This is a genomic window from Zoogloea sp. GW822-FHT05C07, assembly GCF_058800215.1.
Genome location: NZ_CM179510.1, coordinates 407,451 through 428,643, shown reverse-complemented (window position 1 = coordinate 428,643; position 21,193 = coordinate 407,451). Strand labels below are relative to the sequence as shown.

The 21,193-nt window shown below is 69.4% G+C and carries 20 protein-coding genes; 18 read left to right on the top strand and 2 right to left on the bottom strand.

Annotated elements, in window-relative coordinates; translation table 11 throughout:
* Window positions 1-154: 154 nt before the first annotated feature.
* From AC3QL2_RS02055 to AC3QL2_RS02010, 10 genes are all read left to right on the top strand, one after another.
* The gene (locus AC3QL2_RS02055) at window positions 155-334 is read left to right on the top strand and encodes a hypothetical protein (protein ID WP_493233575.1); all 180 of its coding nucleotides are present in this window, start codon (window positions 155-157) and stop codon (window positions 332-334) included.
* A 31-nt stretch (window positions 335-365) separates the two neighbouring features.
* A complete protein-coding gene (locus AC3QL2_RS02050; RefSeq protein ID WP_493233573.1) occupies window positions 366-2,840 on the top strand; it encodes a DUF1549 and DUF1553 domain-containing protein in 2,475 nt (824 codons plus the stop codon).
* A gap of 36 nt (window positions 2,841-2,876) precedes the next feature.
* The gene (locus AC3QL2_RS02045; RefSeq protein WP_493233572.1) at window positions 2,877-4,322 is read left to right on the top strand and encodes a DUF1501 domain-containing protein; all 1,446 of its coding nucleotides are present in this window, start codon (window positions 2,877-2,879) and stop codon (window positions 4,320-4,322) included.
* Between the two features lie 67 nt (window positions 4,323-4,389).
* Window positions 4,390-4,773 carry a hypothetical protein gene (locus tag AC3QL2_RS02040; protein WP_493233571.1) on the top strand — a complete coding sequence of 128 codons (384 nt, stop codon included), beginning with the start codon at window positions 4,390-4,392 and terminating at the stop codon, window positions 4,771-4,773.
* Window positions 4,774-4,891: 118 nt separating this feature from the next.
* On the top strand, window positions 4,892-5,302 hold the full coding sequence (locus tag AC3QL2_RS02035) for a hypothetical protein (RefSeq protein ID WP_493233569.1): 411 nt from the start codon (window positions 4,892-4,894) through the stop codon (window positions 5,300-5,302).
* 5 nt (window positions 5,303-5,307) lie between these two features.
* Window positions 5,308-5,934, top strand: a complete 627-nt coding sequence (locus AC3QL2_RS02030; RefSeq protein ID WP_493233567.1) for a c-type cytochrome — start codon at window positions 5,308-5,310, stop codon at window positions 5,932-5,934.
* A 34-nt stretch (window positions 5,935-5,968) separates the two neighbouring features.
* On the top strand, window positions 5,969-6,451 hold the full coding sequence (locus AC3QL2_RS02025; protein ID WP_493233566.1) for a (2Fe-2S)-binding protein: 483 nt from the start codon (window positions 5,969-5,971) through the stop codon (window positions 6,449-6,451).
* Window positions 6,448-8,691, top strand: a complete 2,244-nt coding sequence (locus AC3QL2_RS02020; protein ID WP_493233564.1) for a xanthine dehydrogenase family protein molybdopterin-binding subunit — start codon at window positions 6,448-6,450, stop codon at window positions 8,689-8,691. The genes AC3QL2_RS02025 and AC3QL2_RS02020 overlap by 4 nt, the downstream gene beginning before the upstream one ends.
* A 35-nt stretch (window positions 8,692-8,726) precedes the next feature.
* Window positions 8,727-9,110: a DUF6491 family protein gene (locus AC3QL2_RS02015; protein ID WP_493233562.1), complete on the top strand. Its 384-nt coding sequence runs from the start codon at window positions 8,727-8,729 to the stop codon at window positions 9,108-9,110.
* Between the two features lie 99 nt (window positions 9,111-9,209).
* A complete protein-coding gene (locus tag AC3QL2_RS02010) occupies window positions 9,210-9,473 on the top strand; it encodes a hypothetical protein (protein WP_493233560.1) in 264 nt (87 codons plus the stop codon).
* A gap of 105 nt (window positions 9,474-9,578) precedes the next feature.
* Here the strand turns inward: AC3QL2_RS02010 and AC3QL2_RS02005 are convergent, their stop codons facing one another.
* A complete protein-coding gene (locus tag AC3QL2_RS02005; protein ID WP_493233559.1) occupies window positions 9,579-10,280 on the bottom strand; it encodes a PEP-CTERM sorting domain-containing protein in 702 nt (233 codons plus the stop codon).
* A gap of 12 nt (window positions 10,281-10,292) precedes the next feature.
* A complete protein-coding gene (locus tag AC3QL2_RS02000; RefSeq protein WP_493233558.1) occupies window positions 10,293-13,340 on the bottom strand; it encodes an ExeM/NucH family extracellular endonuclease in 3,048 nt (1,015 codons plus the stop codon).
* Window positions 13,341-13,562: 222 nt separating this feature from the next.
* Between AC3QL2_RS02000 and gspG the strand changes: the two genes are divergently transcribed.
* From gspG to AC3QL2_RS01960, 8 genes are read left to right on the top strand one after another with little or no spacing between them, the layout of a single operon-like run.
* The gene (gene gspG / locus AC3QL2_RS01995; RefSeq protein WP_493240341.1) at window positions 13,563-14,009 is read left to right on the top strand and encodes a type II secretion system major pseudopilin GspG; all 447 of its coding nucleotides are present in this window, start codon (window positions 13,563-13,565) and stop codon (window positions 14,007-14,009) included.
* Window positions 14,010-14,012: 3 nt separating this feature from the next.
* Window positions 14,013-15,188 (top strand): type II secretion system F family protein, encoded by a 1,176-nt coding sequence (locus tag AC3QL2_RS01990; RefSeq protein WP_493236397.1) that lies wholly within the window; start codon window positions 14,013-14,015, stop codon window positions 15,186-15,188.
* A complete protein-coding gene (locus tag AC3QL2_RS01985; protein ID WP_493236396.1) occupies window positions 15,185-16,702 on the top strand; it encodes a GspE/PulE family protein in 1,518 nt (505 codons plus the stop codon). Before AC3QL2_RS01990 ends, AC3QL2_RS01985 begins: the two co-directional genes overlap by 4 nt.
* Window positions 16,683-17,390, top strand: a complete 708-nt coding sequence (locus AC3QL2_RS01980; protein ID WP_493236395.1) for a hypothetical protein — start codon at window positions 16,683-16,685, stop codon at window positions 17,388-17,390. Before AC3QL2_RS01985 ends, AC3QL2_RS01980 begins: the two co-directional genes overlap by 20 nt.
* A complete protein-coding gene (locus AC3QL2_RS01975; RefSeq protein ID WP_493236393.1) occupies window positions 17,387-17,932 on the top strand; it encodes a PilN domain-containing protein in 546 nt (181 codons plus the stop codon). The genes AC3QL2_RS01980 and AC3QL2_RS01975 overlap by 4 nt, the downstream gene beginning before the upstream one ends.
* On the top strand, window positions 17,929-18,483 hold the full coding sequence (locus AC3QL2_RS01970) for a hypothetical protein (RefSeq protein ID WP_493236392.1): 555 nt from the start codon (window positions 17,929-17,931) through the stop codon (window positions 18,481-18,483). Before AC3QL2_RS01975 ends, AC3QL2_RS01970 begins: the two co-directional genes overlap by 4 nt.
* The gene (locus AC3QL2_RS01965) at window positions 18,480-18,959 is read left to right on the top strand and encodes a hypothetical protein (RefSeq protein WP_493236390.1); all 480 of its coding nucleotides are present in this window, start codon (window positions 18,480-18,482) and stop codon (window positions 18,957-18,959) included. The genes AC3QL2_RS01970 and AC3QL2_RS01965 overlap by 4 nt, the downstream gene beginning before the upstream one ends.
* On the top strand, window positions 18,956-21,190 hold the full coding sequence (locus AC3QL2_RS01960) for a secretin GspD/PilQ domain-containing protein (RefSeq protein WP_493240339.1): 2,235 nt from the start codon (window positions 18,956-18,958) through the stop codon (window positions 21,188-21,190). The genes AC3QL2_RS01965 and AC3QL2_RS01960 overlap by 4 nt, the downstream gene beginning before the upstream one ends.
* Window positions 21,191-21,193 lie beyond the last annotated feature (3 nt).

Genomic DNA, 21,193 nt, shown 5'->3' with positions numbered 1-21,193 from the left:
GTGCTGGCCGCGCAGCAGGCCGGCCTTTTACCCGCCGTCATCGAGGCCGTCGGCAGGGATTTTCGCCGGACCCGGGAGGTTTTGTAAGCGATTGAAAAATTGAATTCTTGATCGCCATTCAATGACCATGGGATGCGTGCTGGCGTGGAGCGGCATGGATTCTGCTGAAAGCCTGCATGCCGATGCGCAAGCGTCGGCTCATCCAATCTGTCATTGGAAGGTTCACGGCAATGAAGAGCCCGCACTTGGCCATGTCGCCGACGCCGGCATCGATGGCGGCCGCTCCGCCCGCCCGCTGAACCGAATGCAGGTTTTCTATGCGGAGGTTCGGTGACGAGTCGACGCAGGCACATGGAGTTGAAACGATGAAGAGAAAAGCCGCATCCCTGGCGGTGGCCTGGAGCCTGGTCGGGGTCATGAGTCTGGAGTCGGTGGCAGCGCTGGCCGCCGATGCCGCGCCCGCCGCATCCGCCGAACCAGTACGTCCGGCCCGCGCAGCCCAGGGCCAGCAGCACTGGGCCTACCAGACCGTCGCGCGTCCGGCCACGCCGGCCGTGAAGGACGCCAAGTGGGTGCGCAGCCCGATCGATGCCCACATCCTGGCCCAGCTCGAAGCCAAGGGCATCAAGCCGTCCGCCGATGCGGACCGGGCCACGCTGATCCGCCGCGTCACGCTGGACACCTGGGGCATCATCCCGACCCCCGAGGAGGTCAAAGCCTTCGTCAATGACAAGTCGCCCAACGCCTACGAGAAGCTGGTGGACCGCCTGCTCGCCTCGCCGCGCTACGGCGAGCGCTGGGGCCGCCGCTGGCTGGACCTGACCCGCCACGCCGACAGTGACGGCTACAACACCGACGGCACCCGGCCCAACATGTGGCGCTACCGGGACTACGTCATCAAGGCCTTCAACGACGACAAGCCCTACGACGTCTTCATCAGGGAGCAGTTGGCCGGCGACGAGCTGTGGCCGGACCGCAAGGATGCACTGGTGGCGACCGGCTTCCTGCGCAACTTCCCGGACGAGATCAACGCCCGCGACCTCAACCTGAAGAAGCAGGAGATCGCCAACGACCTGACCGACACGGTCAGCTCGGTGTTCCTGGCCACCACCGCCAACTGCGCCCAGTGCCACAACCACAAGTTCGACAAGTTCAGCCAGAAGGAGTACTACCAGCTCCAGGCCTACTTCGTTAACACCAGCTTCCGCGACGACGTTACGCCGCTGTCCGGCAAGGAACTGGCCGACTACTCGTCCAAGCTCGCCAAGTGGGAAGACGCCACCAAGGACGTCCGCGCCAAACAGGAAACCCTGCTCAAGCCCTACATCGACAAGCTGGAGGCGGACCGCCTGCTCGGCTTCGTGCCGGAGACCCGCGACTCCATCAACAAGCCGGAGAAGGAACGCAACGCCTACGACCGCTGGATCTACCACCGCAACCTGTGGACCATGTCCGGCCGCACCCGCAACGCGGCCAACCAGATGAAGGAGAAGGACAAGGCCCAGTACGCGGAGTACGAGAAGGTGGCGGCCGAGCTGAAGAAGTTCGACGAGCTCAAGCCGAAGGACCCGGGCAACATCTCCACCGCCACCGAGCTCGGCCACAGCGATTCGCCGTCCACCTTCGTGCTCTTCAAGGGCATCTACGACCGCAAGCTGGAGGAAGTCCAGCCGGCGCTGCCGGCGGCCCTGTCCGGTGGCCAGAACCCGCAGATCGTCGCCACCGCCGCCTCGTCCGGCCGGCGCACCGCGCTGGCCAACTGGATTGCCAGCCCGTCCAACCCGCTCACCGCGCGGGTGCTGGTGAACCGGGTGTGGAACAACTACTTCGGCCGCGGCCTGGTGGATACCGTCAATGACTTCGGCAAGATGGGCCAGAAGCCGGTCAATCCGGCGCTGCTCGACTACCTGGCCGACAGCTTCGTGAAGAACGGCTGGAGCGTGAAGAAGCTGCAGCGGGAGATCCTGCTGTCAAGCGTCTATCGCCAGTCGTCCGACCACCGCGAGGAGCTGGTCAGCATCGATCCGGAAGACAAGCTGCTGGCCTACTTCCCGCGCCAGCGTCTGGACGCCGAGCAGGTGCGCGACTCCCTGCTGTACGCCGCCGGCCTGCTCGAAGAAAAGATCGGCGGCCCGTCGGTGTTCCCGCCGGTGCCGGTCAATTTCGACAACCGCAACGCGTGGAAAGTCTCCGACAGTCTGGCCGACCAGCACCGGCGCAGTGCCTACATCTTCGTGCGCCGCAATACGCCGTACCCGCTGCTCGACACCTTCGACTGGGCCAACCCGCAGCTGGTCCATGGCCGCCGCGAGGTGACCACCACCGCGCCGCAGGCGCTGGCGCTGGTCAATAGCGACCTGGTCTTCGAGTGGTCCAAGGCGCTGGCCGGCCGCGTGATCCGCGAAGTGGGGGAGAGCGATAACGCGCGCCTCGACCGCCTGTACCAGATCGCCTTCGGCCGCAACCCGGACAAGACCGAGAAGGACTCCCTGCTGGCCTTCCTCGACAAGGAAGAGAAGGTCGTCGCCGGCCAGATCTCCGGCGGGAAGAAGGTGGTCGCCCCGGTCGGCGCCAAGGACGCCGGCGCCGTGCGTGAGAAGGTGGACGGCCTCTTCAAGACCCTCTACGGCCGCAGCCCCGACAGGTTCGAGCGGGCCACGCTGCTGTCCTACCTGGACACCCAGCAGGCCAAGCTGGCAAAGGCTTCTGATGACGACGGCGACAGCGCCGGCGGCGCCAAAACGTCCGCCCGGGACAAGGCCAACCCGGCCCGCAGCGCCGCCTTCGTGGAGCTGGTCCATGCCGTGGTGAACTCCAACGAATTCCTCTACCGCCTGTAAGCACCGCAGCGAAAACAAGGCAGGAACACATACATCATGACTCACGATCACAACGCCCGTCGTCGCTTCCTCGTCAATGCCGGCTATGGCATCGGCGCCTTCGCCTTCAGTGGCGTGCTGCCCGGCGGCGGCTTCATCTCCTCGGTGCAGGCCGCCGAGTACCTCGACCCGCTGGCCCCCAAGCAGCCCCACCACACCCCGAAGGCCAAGGCGGTGATCTGGCTGCACATGGCCGGCGCGCCGTCCACCCTCGACCTGTTCGACTACAAGCCGGAGCTGGTCAAGCTGCACGGCCAGCCGCTGCCGGATTCCTTTTCGAAGAACCTCAAGACGGCCACCGACGGCGGCGTCGGTGCCCTCTACGCCACCAAGCGCAGCTGGAAGCAGTACGGCGAGAGCGGCGCCTGGTTCTCCGACCTGGTGCCCAACCTGGCCCAGCACGCCGACAAGATCTGCTTCCTGAAGGGCAGCAAGACCGAAGGCTCGACCCACGTCATCGCCTCCCTCAAGCTGCACACCAGCGGGCTGGTGCCGGGCCGCCCGGCCCTCGGCTCGTGGATCCAGTACGGCCTGGGCACCAACAACCCCGACCTGCCGGCCTTCGTGGTGCTCGCCAACGGGCGCAGCACCGGCGGCGGCGGGCGCGGCCAGGTGATCTGGAGCTCCGGCTTCCTGCCGGCGGTGTACCAGGGCACGGCCTTCCGCCAGGGCGATTCGCCGATCATGTACCTGGACCGCCCGGCTGGCGTGTCCGACGCGGAACAGCGCAACACGCTGGAGCTGCTGAAGACCCTCAACCAGCGCACCACCGCGCGCTTCCCGGCGGATACCGAACTGGAAGCCCGCCTGCGCTCCTACGACCTGGCCTACCGCATGCAGAAGTCGGCGCCGGAGGCGGTGGATCTGTCCAAGGAGACCGACGCCACCAAGAAGCTCTACGGCCTCGACGACAAGGCCACCGTGGAATACGGCACCAATCTGCTGCGGGCCCGCCGCCTGGTCGAGAAGGGCGTGCGCTTCGTGCATGTGATTTCCGGCTCGCCGGACGACAGCCTGCCGGACTGGGACGCCCACAACAACATCGAGAAGAACCACGGCACGATGGCCAAGCTGGTGGACAAGCCCATCGCCGGCCTGCTCGCCGACCTGGAGGCCCGCGGCCTGCTGAAGGACACGCTGGTGGTGTGGACCTCCGAGTTCGGCCGCACGCCTTACGGCCAGACCGGCGACGGGCGCGACCACAACCCGTGGGGCTTCACCTCGTGGATCGCCGGCGGCGGCATCAAGGCCGGCTACACCCACGGGGCCACCGACGAGATCGGTCTGCGCGCCACGTCCGGCATCGTCGACACCTACGACCTGCAGGCCACGCTGCTGCACCAGCTGGGCCTCGACCACCGCAAGCTGACCTTCCAGTACCAGGGCCGCCAGGAGAAGGCGACGACCGTCTTCGGCGACGTGGTGCCGGAAATCATCACCTGACCGGCAACGGGGGGCGAGGGCAGGGGCCCTCGCCATGCCCGCCGGCATTCACCCTGAGCTTGACCCCATGTACAAGAAAAAACTGTTCCGCCTTGCCCTGACCAGCCTGCTCGCCACGACCGCGCTCACCGCCTCCGGGGCGGTGGACGAAGACTTCATGCGCAACGTGGAAGACACCTTCAAGAGCGCCGATGCCGCCATCGGCATCAAGGACGCCAAGACCGCCACCGCCGACGCCAAGGAGCTGGAGAAGCTCTTCAAGGAAGTGGTGGACCACTACGTCAAGAAAGGCGATGCTGAGGACGGCGTGAAGATGTCCCAGAAGAGCATCGACCTGTCCGCGCGCATCGTGACCACCGTCGCCGCCAAGGACTTCGACAGCGCCGCTGCCGCGTCCGCCGAACTCGGCCGGACCTGCAAGGCCTGCCACAACGTTTACAAGCAGGACTGACCCCCATGAAGACCCTCGCGACCGGCGCCCAGCTCGCCGCCACGGTGGCCGGCCTCCAGCCGGTGGCCAACGTGGACAAGGCCCTCGACGGGGTGCAGACGCTGGCGGGCGGGGTGCGTTGAAGCGCGTCCTTCCCCGCCTGCTGGCGGTCGTCGCCTTGAGCGCCGGCGTGCTGTGCGCCGGCGCCGCGGCGGCCGACAGCATCCTCGAGTTCGACGTGTGGATGCAGAAGATTGACCGCCACAGCCAGTCGGTGCTGCTCGCCCTCAAGCGCCAGGACGCCGCATCGGCCAGCGCCGAGGCCCGCGAGCTGGAGCGCCTGTACGGGCTGATGGAGCGCTTCTACGAGGCCCGCGGTGAGCACGACGATCCGCTGCTGCTGTCCTGGGACGGGCGTCAGCGGGCAGCCAGGGCAGCGAGCCTGGCGGAGCGCGGGGATTTCGCCGCCGCCTACGAGTCGGCGCTGGGCATCGCCCGTGACTGCCGGGCCTGCCACGACCGCTTCAAGCCGATCCGGCCGCAGGGGTGAGCGCAATGTGGCTTCCGTCTTCACTTCGTATGCTGCTGCTCGGCGCGTTGTGCGCGGCCGGTAGCGCCGCGGCGGCGGACCGCATCGGCGATCCGCTGGTCGGCAAGGCCTGGTCCGACGACAACGTCTGCAAGGAATGCCACAACCCGGACGGCAACAGCACCGTGGCCGAATACCCGCGCCTGGGCGGCCAGCAGGCGGTCTATCTGTACAAGCAGCTGCGCGACTTCCGCGACGGCCGGCGCAGCAACGTGATCATGCAGGCGCTGACGCAGGAGCTGGGCGATGCCGAGCTGGCCAACGTATCGGCCCATTTTGCCGCCCAGCCGGCGATGAAGGGCGCCGCAGCCAGTAGCAACCCGCTGGGCCGCAGCCTGTTCGAGCAGGGCGACGGTGCCCGCGGCATTCCGGCCTGCAGCGCCTGCCACGGGGCCGACGGTAAGGGGCGGGTGGCCGGCAGCCTGGCCTATCCGGCCATCGGCGGCCAGCACCGCTTCTACCTGCGCGGGCAGTTGCAGGACTGGCGCAGCGACACCCGCCGCAACAGTCCGGACGGCGTCATGAACCACATCGCCAGATCGCTCGGCGACAAGGACATCGAAGCGCTGGCAGACTATCTTTCAGGCTTGTAGGGCCCGCCTTCAACCATCCGGACCGACCCATTCCATGAGCAAATACACCCTGTCCATCAACGGCAGCAGCCGTAGCGTCGAGGCGGCACCGGAAACGCCGCTGTTGTGGGTCCTGCGCGACAGCCTGTCGCTGCTCGGAACCAAGTACGGCTGCGGCATCGGCCAGTGCGGCGCATGCACGATCCACCTCAACGGCGTGCCGGCCCGTGCCTGCATGACGCCGGTGTCCACCGTCGGCCGCAAGCAGGTCACCACCATCGAAGGGCTCGATCCGCAGGGCGAGCACCCGCTGCAGCGGGCCTGGAAGGAGCTCGATGTGCCCCAGTGCGGCTACTGCCAGGCCGGCCAGATCATGACCGCTGCGGTGCTGCTAAAGGAGAACCCCCAGCCCAGCGACGAGGACATCGACGGCGCGATGGCCGGCAACCTGTGCCGCTGCGGCACCTATCTGCGCATCCGCAAGGGCATCCACCGGGCCGCCGAACTGGCCGCCGCCGACAAGAAAGGTCGTAAATGAACGCCCCCGATCTCGCCAGCGCCGGCCGCCGCAATTTCCTCCGCCAGTCTGCCGCAGCCGGTGGTGGGCTGGTGCTCGGCTTTTACCTGAACGGCACGACCCAGGCCGTCGAGCGGCTCGAAAAGCCCGTCGCCGGCGGCGCCGGGTTCAAGCCGAATGCCTTCATCCGCATCGGCCGCGACGGCGTCGTGACGCTAGTGTCCAAGCAGCCGGAGATCGGCCAGGGCATCAAGACCTCGTTGCCGGCGGTGATCGCTGAGGAACTGGAGGTCAGCTGGAAGGATGTGCGTATCGTGCAGGGCGATCTGGACCCGGCCTACGGTCGCCAGAGCGCCGGCGGTTCCACATCCACACCGACCAACTACGAGGACTTTCGCCGCCTCGGCGCCGCGGCGCGGCTGATGCTGGTGGAGGCGGCTGCGCGCAGCTGGAAGGTGCCGGTCGGCGAGTGTTTCGCGGCAGATTCGGCCGTGCATCACCGCCCGTCGAAGCGCACGCTGGGCTACGGCCAATTGGTGGACGCGGCGGCGGCGCTGCCGGTGCCCGATCCGAAGAACGTGCAGGTCAAGGACCCGAAGGATTTCAAGCTGCTCGGCAAGCGTATCGGCGGCGTGGACAACCACCAGGTCGTCACCGGCCAGCCGCTGTTCGGCATCGACACCCAGCTGCCGGGCATGCTCTACGCGGTATATGAGAAGAGCCCGGTGTTCGGCGGCAAGGTCCGTTTGGCCAATCTGGAGGCGATCAAGGCGCTGCCCGGTGTGAAGGACGCCTTCGTGATCGCCGGTACGGATAACCTGCGCGGCCTGCTGCCGGGCGTGGCGATCGTTGCCGAGTCCACCTGGGCGGCGTGGAGCGCCCGCAAGCAGCTGCAGGTGGACTGGGACGAAGGGCGCTTTGCCGACCAGAGCTGGGCCGGCTTCGTCGCCGAGGCCCAGCGGCTGTCCAAGCAGGGGGGCGCCGTGCTGCGCCAGGACGGTGACGTGGGCGCCGCGCTGGCCGGCGCCGCCAAGACCGTCGAGGCCGCCTACAGCTACCCCTTCATCTCCCACGCCAGCTTCGAGCCGCAGAACTGCACGGCCCACTACAAGGACGGCACGCTCGAACTGTGGGCGCCGACCCAGAACCCGGCCGCCGGGCAGGCCGTCGTCGCGGCCACGCTGGGCATTCCGAAGGACCGGATCATCCTGCACATCACGCGCAGTGGCGGCGGCTTTGGCCGGCGCCTGTCGGCGGACTACATCGTCGAGGCGGCGGCCATCGCCCAGCGCGTGAAGGCGCCGGTCAAGCTGACGTGGACGCGGGAGGATGACCTGCGCCACGACCATTTCCGGCCGGCCGGTTTCCACTTCCTGCGCGGCGGCGTCGATGCGCGGGGCCAGCTGATCGCCTGGCACAACCATTTCGTGACCTTCGCCAACCCGGTGACCGGCGACGGCCAGACCAGCCTGGAGCCGGGCGCCGGCGGCAGCCTGTCGGGGGACGAGTTTCCCGGCCGCTGGGTTGCCAACTGCCTGCTGGAGCAATCCGCCATTGAATGCGGCGTGCCGATGGGGCCCTGGCGCGCGCCGGGCAGCTGCGTGTTCGCATGGGTCTTCCACAGCTTCATCGACGAGCTGGCCCACGCCGCCGGGCGCGATCCGCTGGAATTCCGCCTCGACATCCTGGGCGACAAGGCCATCGTCGCCGGCAGCGGCGAGCGCGGCACGCCCTACGACGTCAGCCGCATGCGCCGGGTGCTGCTGCACGTGGCGGACAAGGCTGGCTGGGGCAGGAAGAAATTCCCGAAGGGGCAGGGCCAGGGCATCGCCTTCCACTTCAGCCACCGAGGCTACATTGCCCAGGTGGCCGAGGTGACGGTGACCAGGGACGGCACGCTGAAGGTGGACCGGGTGGTGGTGGCCACCGACATTGGCGCGCAGATCGTCAATCTGTCCGGCGCCGAGAACCAGGTCGAAGGCTCGGTCGTCGACGGCCTCGGCACGCTGATGTTCCCGGAACTCACCATTGAGCGCGGACGCATCGTGCAGGGCAATTTCAACGACTACCCGCTGATCCGCATTGCCGATGCACCGCCGAAGATCGAGGTGCATTTCGTCAAGACGGATTACCCGGTCACCGGCCTCGGCGAGCCGGCGCTGCCGCCGCTGGCTCCGGCCGTCTGCAACGCGATCTTCGCCGCCACCGGCAAGCGGGTTCGCCAGCTTCCGCTGTCGCGAACCGACCTGCGCTGGAGCTGAGTGTTTTTCGCGGCATGTTCTGAAGGAGAGGGCCGATGCGTTACGTGATCCTGCTGGTGTGGCTGGCCGTCGTCGGCGTGGTCATTGGCTGGTTGGGCCTGGCGGCGGCGGAAGAGGAGGCCGGCAAGAGCGAGCCGACCAACGCGCCGGAGCTCTCCATCCCGGCGGTGAACGGCCGCGGCATCCGCGACTGGGTGGCCGAGGACGACAGCACGCTGCTGGTCCAGGACAACTTCCGCAAGTGGTACAAGCTCCGCCTGATGGCGCCGTCGCGGCATCTGCTGCATGCCGAGCATATCGGTTTCGTCACCGGGCCATCGGGCATCCTCGACAACACTGGCGCGGTGGTGGTGCGCGGGCAGAAGACACCGGTTGTGTCGATCACCGCCAGCGAGGGCCCCAGGCGCCAGCGGCGCTGATATAAAGATTGTTAACTCTCTTCCCGTTGCGACTTAGTTCGCACCAGAATGGGCAATACGTGCGGAGAATCTCGTACGAGTGCCGCTTGGGAGAGAGCCATGAATTCCACGAATGGAAACGGCAGGCGCTGGGATGGTGTCGATCGACGCTTGAAAGGGGAGCGTCGGCAGACGGATGGAGAATCCCCGATGGGCTGGGAACGGCGCAGGCGGGCGGAGCCACGCCAGATGCAGGTCGTCGAAGTGTTCCTTTCGCCGGAGCAATGGAAGGTTGTCAGCCGCCACTGGATGCTCGGACCCGCAGCGCCTCAAGCCGACAAGGACGATGACGCCTTGGGAACGCCTGGTTTCGTGCAGCCTTGAGGTAGGTTGCCGGAGCCGATCCGGCAAATCGGTTTGCGCCGATTGGTGTGAGTCATAAAAGCGGTGCCGGCGTGGAAGCGTCGGCACCGCTTTTTCATTGATGCCTCACTTCTGCCGCTTGCGGCGGGCCAGCAGGGCCAGACCGCCGAGGCCCAGTGCCAGGCTGCCGGGCTCCGGCACGCGGTGGGCGGCATCCAGGCGGATGTTGGCGAGGCTCAGCGCCGAGGTGCCGACGTAGTCGTTCACATCGACGATGCCGAAAGCCAGGTCCACATTGCCATCGGCAGCGAAGGTGGTGCTGAAGTGACTGCCGGTGGCGCCGCCGAAGACGTCGGCCAGCGTGATCAGGGTCTGGCCGATAATCACGAAGGCGTAGTCGTTCATGCCGTTGCGCGGGTCTTCGTGGGTGGAGAACAGCCAGTCGAAGCTCAACGTGTCGCCGGCCTTGACCGCCAGGGTCTGCTTCAGTGCCGAGCCCTCGAAGGCCCAAGTGCCACCCGCCGGATCCGGATCGAGGCCGCCGAGGGGCAGGCCGACGAAGCTCTCCATGCCGCCGGGCATGCCGACCGGGGCCGCCGCGGTGCCGGACACGTTGAAGGCCGCGGCGCCGGCCGGCGCGTCATCCACGTCCAGGGACGCGGTGGTGAGCGTCGCACCGTTGACCGCCGCCACGTCGCCGAGGGTGGCCCAGCCGGTCAGGCCGGCGCCGAAGTCGCCGTTGATCACCGCCGCGTGGGCGGGCGCGGCCAGCACGCCGGCGACCAGCAGGGCGGCGGCGCAGCGGGAAATCAGGGAATGCAGTTGCATGGAGGGTTCTCCTTATTGGGGAAGCTGTTGGACGATGAAGTCGCGGCGCAGGTCGAGGGCGCTGACCTGCACGCCCTTCAGCAGCACCAGCGGGCGGGGCAGGGCGCTGCCGGCATCGCCGTCGCTGTCGAACTGCACGCTGGTGCCGGCGGCGGTCTGGACCAGCTTCAGCACGCCACGGCCCAGGTTGTCGGAGGTGACGCCGAGTTGGCTGACGTCGACGCGGTCGGTGCCCGGCGTGAAGTCGGTGATGGTGTCGCCGGCTTCGCGCATGTTGCGATACACGAAGATGTCGGCCCCACCGCCACCGGTGAGGGTGTCGGCGCCGTCGCCGCCGACAATGACGTCGTCGCCGGGCGTGCCGACCAGGGTGTCACGGCCGGCGGTGCCGTCCAGCTTCTTCAGCAGTTGCAGGCCGATCACCACCGGGTCGTGGTCGGACGAGCGGTAGGGCGTGGCGGCGTACAGGTCAGGCTCGCAGGCCGGGCAGGCAGGCTGCTTGAACTCCAGGTTGTAGTCGAGGAAGGAGGGCTCGTCGGCATTGATGTGCCAGTGGCCCACGCCGCCCATCTGGCTGGTCAGCGAGGCGGTGGTCAACGCGTGGTCGATGTAGCCCAGCTCGCCGTCGAAGACGTAGGAGTAGGCGTTGCTCTCGTAGGCGGCGAGCTGGTTGGCCAGGCCGGCGGCGGTGAGGGCGTTGATCGGGTCTTCCTTGCCGTAGGAGTTCATGTCGCCGATCAGCACCACGTCGTCGTCGCCGGCGCCGCTCTTGACCTGCTCGACGAAGGACAGCAGGCGGGCGGCCTGCTGCACGCGGCGGGGGGTGTAGCAGCCCTGGCCGTCGCCCTGGTCGAGGTCGGCGCCGCTGGCGTCGGTGCAGCTCTTCGACTTGAGGTGGTTGACGATCACCGAGAACTTCTCGCCGTTGAGGGCGGCGAAGGTCTGGGCCAGCGGCGGGCGGTTGTTGATCGCGTCCGGATCGGACAGCGACGCGCCGACGCGGGTGACGGAGGCCGGCTTGTAGATCATCGCCACCTTGATTTCGTCTGTACCGGTGCCGGTGGAGGGATCGGGCACCACCGCGTAGGTGCCGGCGCCCATCGCTGCGTTGAGACCATTCACCAGGTCCTGGATGGCGCTGGTGCTGCCGTAGCCGTCGTTCTCGATCTCCATCAGGCCGACCACGTCGGCGTTGATGGCCTTGATCGCGCCGATGATCTTGGTGCGCTGGCGCTCGAACTCGGCGGCCGTGCTGGCCCCGCGGGAGGTCGGGAAACCGCCGCCGGTGCCATTGCCGTTGAAGTAGTTGAGCACGTTGAAGCTGGCCACCTTCACATTGCCGCCGACGCCGGCGGGCGTGGTGGTACGCGGGTTGGCGCGGGTGAAGCTCACCGCCTCGGTGGGGTGCAGGCGGTAGTCGATGGCGGCCGGGCTGCTGGCGTTGATCGGGCCCTGGTCGAGCACGCCGACCAGCGGGCCGTTCACCGTGTCGCCGGCGCGCACGGTGTTGCCGGCGCCGATGTAGGGCGTCGGGCTGGGGTTCTGCAGGGATGAGCCGTCGTCCAGCACCAGCAGGCGGCGCTGGTTCTCGTCGGCCAGCGCGATGGCCTCCGGCGTGCCGGCTGCGTAGCGGTTGGTGGCCTTCTCGATGCGGCCGTTGGCCGACAGGGTCAGCTGGCCGTAGCGGCCGAGGAAGTAGTTCTGAGCGACGCTCATCGGGCTGACGATGCGCACCAGCATGCCTTCGTAGCGCTCCAGGTCGCCATTCACGGCTTCCGGCAGCGTGACGTCCACCGGCTGCACGCTGTTGCCGGTGGATTGCACGGTGACGGCGCTCGGGGCGGTCAGTTCGGTCAGGCCGTTGAACTCGGCCACCGTGCCCTTGACGGTGATGCGGTTGCCCACCGCCACGCCGGCCGGCATGGTGGCGCTGTTCACGTACACGAAGATGCCGTCGGAGGTGGCCGGGTTGCCGTCGCCGCTCGGGTCCTGCAGGTAGAAGCCCTTCAGGTTGGGGAACACCGCGGTGATCACGCCGCCGGTGGTGAGGGTCTCGCCGACCTTCGGGCTGGTGGCGCCGCTGCCCTGGATCTCGTAGACCGGGGTAACGGCCGGCGCGGCGCTGACGCTCACGTCCACCGTGCAGCTGGCGCTCTGGGATTCGTTATTGCTGAACTGCACCAGCACCGGGTAGTTGCCCACGGCAAGGCCGGCAGCGGCCTGCAGGCTCACGCTGGCGGTGCCGCCGTCGGCGTCGGCCGGGGTGACCGGGCTGAGGCTGATGCCGGAAACCGGCGTGCCGACGATGGCGGCGCCGGTGACGATGCTGTCCGGATCGGTGGCAGTGAGGACCACGTTGCCGGCGCTACCGACTTGCACGGCCAGCGGGCCGCAGCTCGGCACGATGGCGGCGTTCACCGGCGCGGACACGCATTGGTTGAACGGCGAACTGCTGTTGCGCGGCGACGGCGTACCCGTCGCGAAGTCGGTGCCGTTCTGGTCGGTGTCGGTGCACCCGCCGTTGGCGCGGAACAGGGCGGTGGTGCCGTTGGCGGCCGGCGCGGTGGCCGAGCCTTCCTTGAAGTTGGCGCTGCCGTAGCCAACCAGGTCGACGATCTGGGCGCTCTGCTCGGCGGAGCACGGCACGCTGCTGCCGTTACAGGCCAAACCGGTGCCCACGTTGGCGAGGATCACCTTGCCGGCGCTGGCCGACAGGTTGCTGCTGCCGGTGGCGTCCGGCGTCGGCACGGCCGCGCCGGTGGTGGCGGTGGCCAGGCGCACCAGCAGGTACTGGCCGGGCTGCAGGGTGCCGCTCACGGCGGCCACACCGTTGCCGTTGAAGTTGCCGGTACCGGTGGCGCTGGCGTACTGCACCGACCAGTTGGACAGGTTGACCGCCGTGGCGCCGCGGTTGAACAGCTCCACGTAGTCGGCGTTGTAGGTGTTGCCGTTGCCGCCGTAGATCTGGCTGATGACGACGTCGGATGCGGCGGCCAGGCCGCTGGCAGACAGCAGGCCGACGGCGCACAGGGCCGAGGCGAGACGATGGGGTGTGGGCATTGGGGGCTCCGTGTTCTTTCTTGAAAGAGCCCGCCACTTTAGGCACCGCAGGCTACAGGGATCGCCTTGCCCAAACCGCCAAAACTGGGCTGACCGGATCAGGCCGGGCGAATGATCGTGTAATGAAGATGGTGTATGCCATAAGACAGTCCGTAGGCAAAATGGAAGCTGTCGTCTGCCTTTCAAATCCCTGTCATGGAGCGCCGCTAGCCTTCGCCGGCTATGCATACGCCCGCCTTCCGTCCCGATCGTCCCCGCCGTTCCCGTCGCCTGCGGGGTTTCACGCTGCTCGAACTGCTGGTGGTGATGACCATCATCGGCCTGCTGGCCGGCTACGTCGGGCCCAAGTTCTTCGCCCACATCGGAAAGTCGGAGGTGAAGGCGGCGCGGGCGCAGATCGACGGGCTGGAGAAGGCGCTCGACCAGTACCGCCTCGACGTGGGCCGCTACCCGACGACCGAGGAAGGCCTGCGCGCCCTTACCGAGAAGCCGGCCGATGCCGCTCGCTGGGCCGGCCCTTACCTCAAGAAGGCGGTGCCCGACGACCCGTGGGGCAAGCCCTACCAGTACCAGCAGCCGGGCGAGCACGGCGAGTTCGACCTGTATTCCTTCGGCCGCGACGGCCAGCCCGGCGGCAGCGGCGAGGCCGCCGACATCGTCAACTGGTGAGCCATGCGTTTCCGTGTTCGCGCCCTCGGGGCGGCCTCGTCCGTGGTCGACATCGAGGTCGATGCCGTCGATGAAGCTGCCGCCCGCGCGCTGGCTGCCGAGCGCCGCCTGGCGGTGCTGTCGGTTGCGCCGCTGGGGCGGCCGGCCCGCGGCGCGCGCTTCCCGCTGATGCTGTTCAACCAGGAGCTGGTGGCCCTGCTGCGCGCCGGCATTCCGCTGGCCGACGCGCTCGGCGCCCTCGCCGAGAAGGAGGCCCGCCCGGCTCTGCGCGCGGTAGTGGACGCCCTCGGCCACGGGCTGCGGGAAGGCCGCAGTCTGTCCGCCGCGCTGGAAGCCCAGCCAGCCGCCTTCCCGCCTCTGTACGTGGCCACCGTGCGCGCCGCCGAGCACACCAGCGACCTGGAGCCCGCCCTGTCCCGCTACGTGGCCTACCAGCGCCAGCTCGACGCGATCCGCGGCACGCTGGTCGCCGCCGCGGTGTACCCGGCCTTGCTGCTGGTGGTGGGCGGGGCGGTCATGCTGTTCCTGCTGCTCTTTGTGGTGCCGCGCTTCGCGCAAGTCTTCGAGAGTGTCGGCGGCGAGCTGCCGTGGATGTCGCGCCTGCTGCTCGACTGGGGGCAATTGATGGACGCCCATGGCGGGCTGATCGGCGGCGCTGTCGTGGCCGCGCTCGGAGGGCTGGGGGCACTGGCCGTCCGCGCCGACAGCCGTGCCGCGCTCCTACGCCTGGCCTGGTGCCTGCCGCGCCTCGGCGAGCGGCTGCGCGTCTTCGAGCTGGCCCGCCTGTACCGCACGCTGGGCATGCTGCTGCGCGGCGGCATCCCGGCGGTGGCGGCGATGGGTATGGTCGAGGGCCTGCTGTCGCCGGTGCTGCGGCCCGGCCTGCTGGCCAGCCGGACGGCGGTGCGCGAAGGGCAGGGCTTCACCGCCACGCTGCAGGCCCACGGCCTCGCCACGCCGGTGGCGCTGCGCATGCTGGCGGTGGGGGAGAAGGCCGGCAACCTCGGCGACATGCTGGAGCGCGCCGCCGACTTCCACGACCAGGACAACGCCCGCTGGCTCGAACTGGTGGCCCGCCTGGCCGGGCCGCTGCTGATGCTGGTGATCGCGGTGGGCGTCGGCGTGGTGCTGGTGATGCTCTACCTGCCGATCTTCCAGGTGGCGGAGAGCATCCAGTGATTGCCGCCATCGGCCACGCCGAACTGTTCGCGCTGCAGCCCGACTTTGCCGCGCTGCCTTTCGACGACGCGCTGCGCCGCGACGCCTTCGCCGGCCGCGCGGACGACGGGCGGCTGCTGATCGCCGTCGCCGACCCGCAGGACACCGACCTGCTCGACGGCCTCGGCGGCCGCCTCGCCGAACCCTTCGCGCTGCGCCTGGCGCGCCGCGACGATCTGGCCGCCTGCCTGGCCCGCCACGCGGAATCCGGCCGCGTCGTCGCCGGCGTGCTCGGCGAAGCCGCCGCGGCCCGCGTGGACGACGGCGAGGACTTGTCCCTGCGGCGCATCGCCAGCGACGCCAGCCCGGTGGTCAAGCTGGTTAACTCCACCCTCTACGACGCCATCCAGCAGGGGGCCAGCGACATCCACCTGGAGAGTGTGCCCGGTGGGCTGGTCGTCAAATACCGGGTGGACGGCGTGCTGACGCGGGCCGGCGGCGCCCAGGGCGGCGAACTGGCCGAGCAGGTGCTGTCGCGCCTGAAGGTGCTGGCCGAGCTTGACATCGCCGAGCGGCGCGTGCCCCAGGACGGACGCTTCAAGGTCCACGCCGCCGGCCGCCCGATCGACTTCCGGGTCTCCATCATGCCCAGCATCCACGGCGAGGACGCCGTGCTGCGCCTGCTCGACAAGGAACACCTGACCCGCGAGATGGCGGCCCTCACCCTCGAGACCCTCGGCTTCGACGCCGCCACCCGCGCCACGCTGCGCCGCCTCGCCATGGAGCCCTACGGCATGCTGCTGGTCACCGGGCCGACCGGCTCGGGCAAGACCACCAGCCTCTACGCCGTGCTGTCCGAAACCCACTCGGGGCAGGAGAAGGTCGTCACCATCGAAGACCCGGTGGAGTACCAACTGCCCGGCGTGCTGCAGATTCCGGTGAACGAGAAGAAGGGCCTGGGTTTTGCCCGCGGCCTGCGCTCCATCCTGCGCCACGACCCGGACAAGATCATGGTCGGCGAGATCCGCGACCCGGAGACCGCAGAGATCGCCGTGCAGGCCGCGCTGACCGGCCACCTGGTGTTCACCACTGTGCACGCCAACAGCGTCTTCGACGTGATCGGCCGCTTCATGCACATGGGCATCGACCCCTACAACCTGGTGGCGGCCCTGAACGGCGTGGTGGCCCAGCGCCTGATCCGCGTGAACTGCCCGGCTTGCAGCGCCGAGTGCACGCCCGACGCCGCGCTGCTCGCCGACTCCGGCCTGGCGAGCATGAGCGGCTATCGTTTCCGCGCCGGCAGCGGCTGCGGTGCCTGCCGCGGCACAGGCTACCGGGGCCGGCACGCCATCGCCGAGGTGTTGATCCTCGACGACGAGCTGCGCGACCTGATCATCGCCCGCGCGCCGCTGCGCGAGCTGAAGGCGACGGCTCGCCGGCGCGGCTTCGCCAGCCTGCGCGACGCCGGCCTGGCGCTGGTCCGCGACGGTCTCACCACCTTGCAGGAGCTGAACCGTGTCACTTTCGTGGCCTGAGCGCGCGACGCTGCATATCGGGCCGGATGCGCTGCGGCTGGAGCGGCGGGCCGGTGTGATCGAGCAGCCGGTCGTTGACGCCGACTGGGGCGAGGCGCTGGCCGCCTTGCCGGCGCTGCCGCGCTTCTCGCGCCTGCACGTCACCGTCGCCGACCGCCACGTGCGTTATTTGCGTGTGACCTGGCCGAAGGGGCTGTCGGCGGACGAGCGACGGGTTTTTGTCGAACATCGATTTGTCGAGGTTTTCGGTGCTGGGCCCTGGGTGGCGCTCGCCGACCGCAACGCCGCCGGGCCGCAGTGTGTCGCCGCGGCGCTGCCGCTCGCCCTGCACGACGCGCTGCGGGACTGGGCGAGGGAGCGCCGATTGAGCCTGCGGGCGGTCGAGCCGGCTTTCCTGGCCGACTTCAACTGGGCCCGCCGCCGTTTCCGTGGCGACGGCGCCTTCGCGCGCCGGGAGCCGGGGCGCGTCACTATCGGGGTGTGGGCGGCTGGCGCCTGGCGGGCCCTGCGCAGCCTGCCGGTCGGCGAGGCCGATGGCCGCGCTGCGGTGGACGGCCTGATCGCGCTGCTCGCCACGCTGCCGGACGCACCGGCCGCCGGCACCTTCTACGTGGCCGGTGTGCTGCCGACGGACGCGCCGCTGCCGGCCGGCTGGACCCACGCCGATTGCGTGGAGGCCCGTCCGTGAGTCGCGCCGTGCCGGCGGCAGTGGACCTGGACTTCAGCGGCCGCCGCCGACCGCCCGGCGCGCTCGGCTGGCTGATGCTGGCCTGCGGAGGGCTCGCCGCATTCGCTGTGCTGCATGAGTTCGACGTGGCCGAAACCCGCCTCGCCGAGGCGCGCCATGCCGATGAACGGGCGCGCCGGCAGAGCGCCGTGGCCCATCCGGTCCGACCACCGGTGGCGCCACTCACGGACCCCGAACGCCGCGCGGCCCTCGGCGTGGTGGCCGGCCTCGGTCGCGACTGGAACGCCTTGCTGGCGGCCCTCGAGAGCGCCGCCGACGATCCGGGCCTGGCCTTGCTGGAGATGGACCAGGACGGCGCCAAGGGGCGGCTCAAGCTCAGCGGCGAGGCCCGCAATTTGCCCGAGGTCTTCGCCTTCGTGAAACGCCTCGAAGCCATCCCGGCGCTGCGCGACGTGCGCCTGGCGGGCTACGCCTTCCGCCAGAACGGGCCGCTCCCGGTGGTCGGCTTCGACCTGCAGGCCCGCTGGGAGGCGCAGCCGTGACGGCGCCGCGCCTCGCCAGCTTACGAGCGGAAGCCCAGCGGATCCTGCGCGGCGCCGGCTGGGCCGGCGTGCTCGGCGTGGCGCTAATGGTTTTCGCGCTGGCCTTCGACATCAGCGGCAACCGGCCCCTCGCCGACGAAGCCGACATGCTGGACCGCCAGAGCCGCAGCCTGCTGCGCCAGCAGCGCCACGCGCTGCCGCCGCCGCCCGCCGAGCGGGAGCGCCTCGACGCCTACTACGGCGCCTTCCCGGCCAGCGACGGCCTGCCCGATCTGCTGGTGCGCATCCACGGCTACGCGCTGGCCCGCGGCCTCGCCGCCGACAAGGCCGACTACCGCTCCACGCCGGTGACCGGCACGCCGCTGGAGCAGGTGGCGCTGGAGCTGCCGTTGCACGGCCGCTATGCCGCGCTGCGCCTGTGGCTCGGCGACCTGCTGGCCGAACTGCCGGAGGTCGCTATCGACGGGCTGCTGCTGAAGCGCGCCGACATCGGCGCCGAGGAACTGGACGCGCGGGTCCGGCTGGTGATTTTCCTGCGGGGGCGCTCATGAAACGCGCCCATGGGTTGATCCTCGCGCTGGGCGCCGTCCTTGCCGCCGCCTGGTGGGCCGCCGGGCTGGACGATGAGGGCGACGGCGGTGCGCGGCCGCTGCGCAAGGCCGGCCGTGCACGTCCGGCCGCCATCCCGGCCACGCCGCTGGGCGAACTGCGCCTTGGCGCGCGTCCGCCGGCCGATGGACCGCCGGGCGAACTCTTCCCCGCACGCAGCTTCCTGCCGCCGCCGCCACCTTCGCCAGTCGTCGACACCAAGCCCGTCGCACCGCCGCTGCCTTACCGCTACGGCGGCGCGCTGGAGGATGGCGGCCCGCCGGCGGCCTTCCTGCTGGAGCGGGACGAGGTCCGCGCGGTGCGCCCCGGCGACGTGCTCGATGGCCGCTACCGGGTCACGGCGGTGAGCCGCCAGCGCATCGACTTCCTGTATTTGCCCCTCAACGAAACCCAGAGCCTGAGCACAGGCAATCCATGAAGCCACGACGTCCGTTCCGTACCCTGTGCGCCGGGGCCGCGTTTGCCCTCGTATTTGCCTTGTTGACCGCCTGCGCCGCCAACCCCGCCCTGGAGGCAAGCCGCCAGGCCTTCGCCAGCGGAGCCCCAGACGCGGCCCTGCGCGAGCTGCAGCAGAAGGTCGCCGCCGACCCCGCCAACCTGGCGCTGCGCAGCTACTACCTGCGCCAGCGCGACCGCCTGACCTTGCGCCAGTTGGCCGTGGCCGAGGAGGCGCGGGCCGGCGGCCGTTTCGAGGACGCCGAGGCGGCGCTGGTGCTGGCGCGCCAGTACGACCCGAATCACCCGCGGGTGGTCGCCGGGCTGGAGACGATCGCCGCCCAGCGCCAGCGCAACCGGATGGCGGCCGAGGCTGGCAAGCGCCTCGACGCGCAGGACTTCGTCGGCGCAGAGCAGGTCGCCCGCAGCGTGCTGGCCGCCGAGCCCGGCCATGCGGTGGCGCGTGGCGTGATGCGCCGGCTCGACGAGCGTACCGCCGCCCGCGATCCGCTGCCGGTGGCGCTGAAGGGACCTCTCGCCAAGCCGATCACCCTCGAATTCCGCGACGCCGCGCTGCGCGGCGTGCTGGAGGTCTTGTCGCGGGAGTCCGGCCTCAATTTCGTGCTCGACAAGGACGTGCGACCCGACACCAAGGTGTCGATCTTCGTGCGCCGCAGCAGCATCGACGACGTGCTCAAGCTGCTGGCGGTGACCCAGCAGCTTGAACGCAAGCTGCTCAACGACAACTCGATCCTGATCTACCCCAACACGCCGGCCAAGCAGAAGGACTACCAGGAGCTGGTGACGCGCAGCTTCTACCTCGCCAACGCGTCGCCCAAGCAGGCCATGGAACTGGTCAAGCAGATGGTCAAGACCAAGGACGTCTTTGTGGAGGAGCGCCTCAACCTGCTGGTGATGAAGGACACGCCCGACGCGGTGCGCCTCGCCGAGCGGCTGATCGCCGGCCTCGACCTGGCCGAGCCGGAGGTGATGCTGGAAGTGGAGGTGCTGGAGATCAGCCGCAACAAGCTGCTCGAACTGGGCCTGCGTTTCCCCGATCAGATCGGCTACGGCCTGCTGCAGCCCAACACCACCAGCGCGGTGACCACCACCACCGGCACCACCATCACCGAGAACTTGGGCGGCCAGCTGCTCAGCGGCAATGTGAACCTGCGCAACACCGGCGCGATGGTGCCCTACGTGGCCAACCCCGGCCTGCTGCTCAACCTGAAGGACCAGGACGGGGATTCCAACATCCTCGCCAACCCGCGCATCCGCGTGAAGAACCGGGACAAGGCGCGCATCCACATCGGCGAGAAGCTGCCGGTGTTCACCACCACCTCCACCGCCAACGTGGGCGTATCGGCCTCGGTGAATTACCTGGACGTGGGCCTCAAGCTGGAGGTGGAGCCTTCGGTGCACCTGGACGAGGAGGTGGCGATCAAGGTGAATCTGGAGGTCAGCAGCGTGGTCAAGGAAGTCCTCGGCCCGTCCAACTCCCTGGCCTACCAGGTTGGCACGCGCAGCGCCGCCACGTCCCTGCGCCTGAAGGACGGGGAGACCCAGGTGCTGGCCGGCCTCATCAGCGACGAGGAGCGCAGTGCCGCCAACCGCCTGCCGGGCCTCGGCGATCTGCCCGGGCTCGGGCGGCTCTTCAGCAGCCAGCGTGACGTGGCCAACAAGACCGAGATCGTGCTGCTGATCACCCCACGGGTGCTGCGCAATCTCAACCAGCCGGCGCTGGCCAGTGCCACGTTTGGTGCGGGGACGGAGTCGGCGGTGGGGGCCGCGCCGCTGCTGCTCGCGCCCGTGGCGGGGCCGGCGGCTGGAACACGGCGGGCCGAGGCTGCGCCTGCGCCGGTGATGGCGACGCCGACGGGCGCGTCGGCCGGCGAACTGCAGCTGGACGCCCCGGAGCAGGTCCGTCCAGGCGAGACCTTCGCGGTGCACGTCAGCGGCGCGAGCGGGGAAGGGCGCCCGCTGCTGCTGGCCTACGACACGACGCTGGTCGAATCCCTCGACCAGCCCGGCGAGGGGGGCGACGCGCTGGCCTTGCGCATGCCGGCCAGCGGGAGCGTGGATGCGCGCTTCCGCGCCCGCGCCAAAGCCGCCGGCAATACCGTCTTCAGCCTGCTGGCGAGCGACGCGCGTGCAGGCGGATCGGTCCAGCCGTTGAGCAGCCCCGCGCCGGCGCGGGTGCGCATCGCGCCCTGAGCC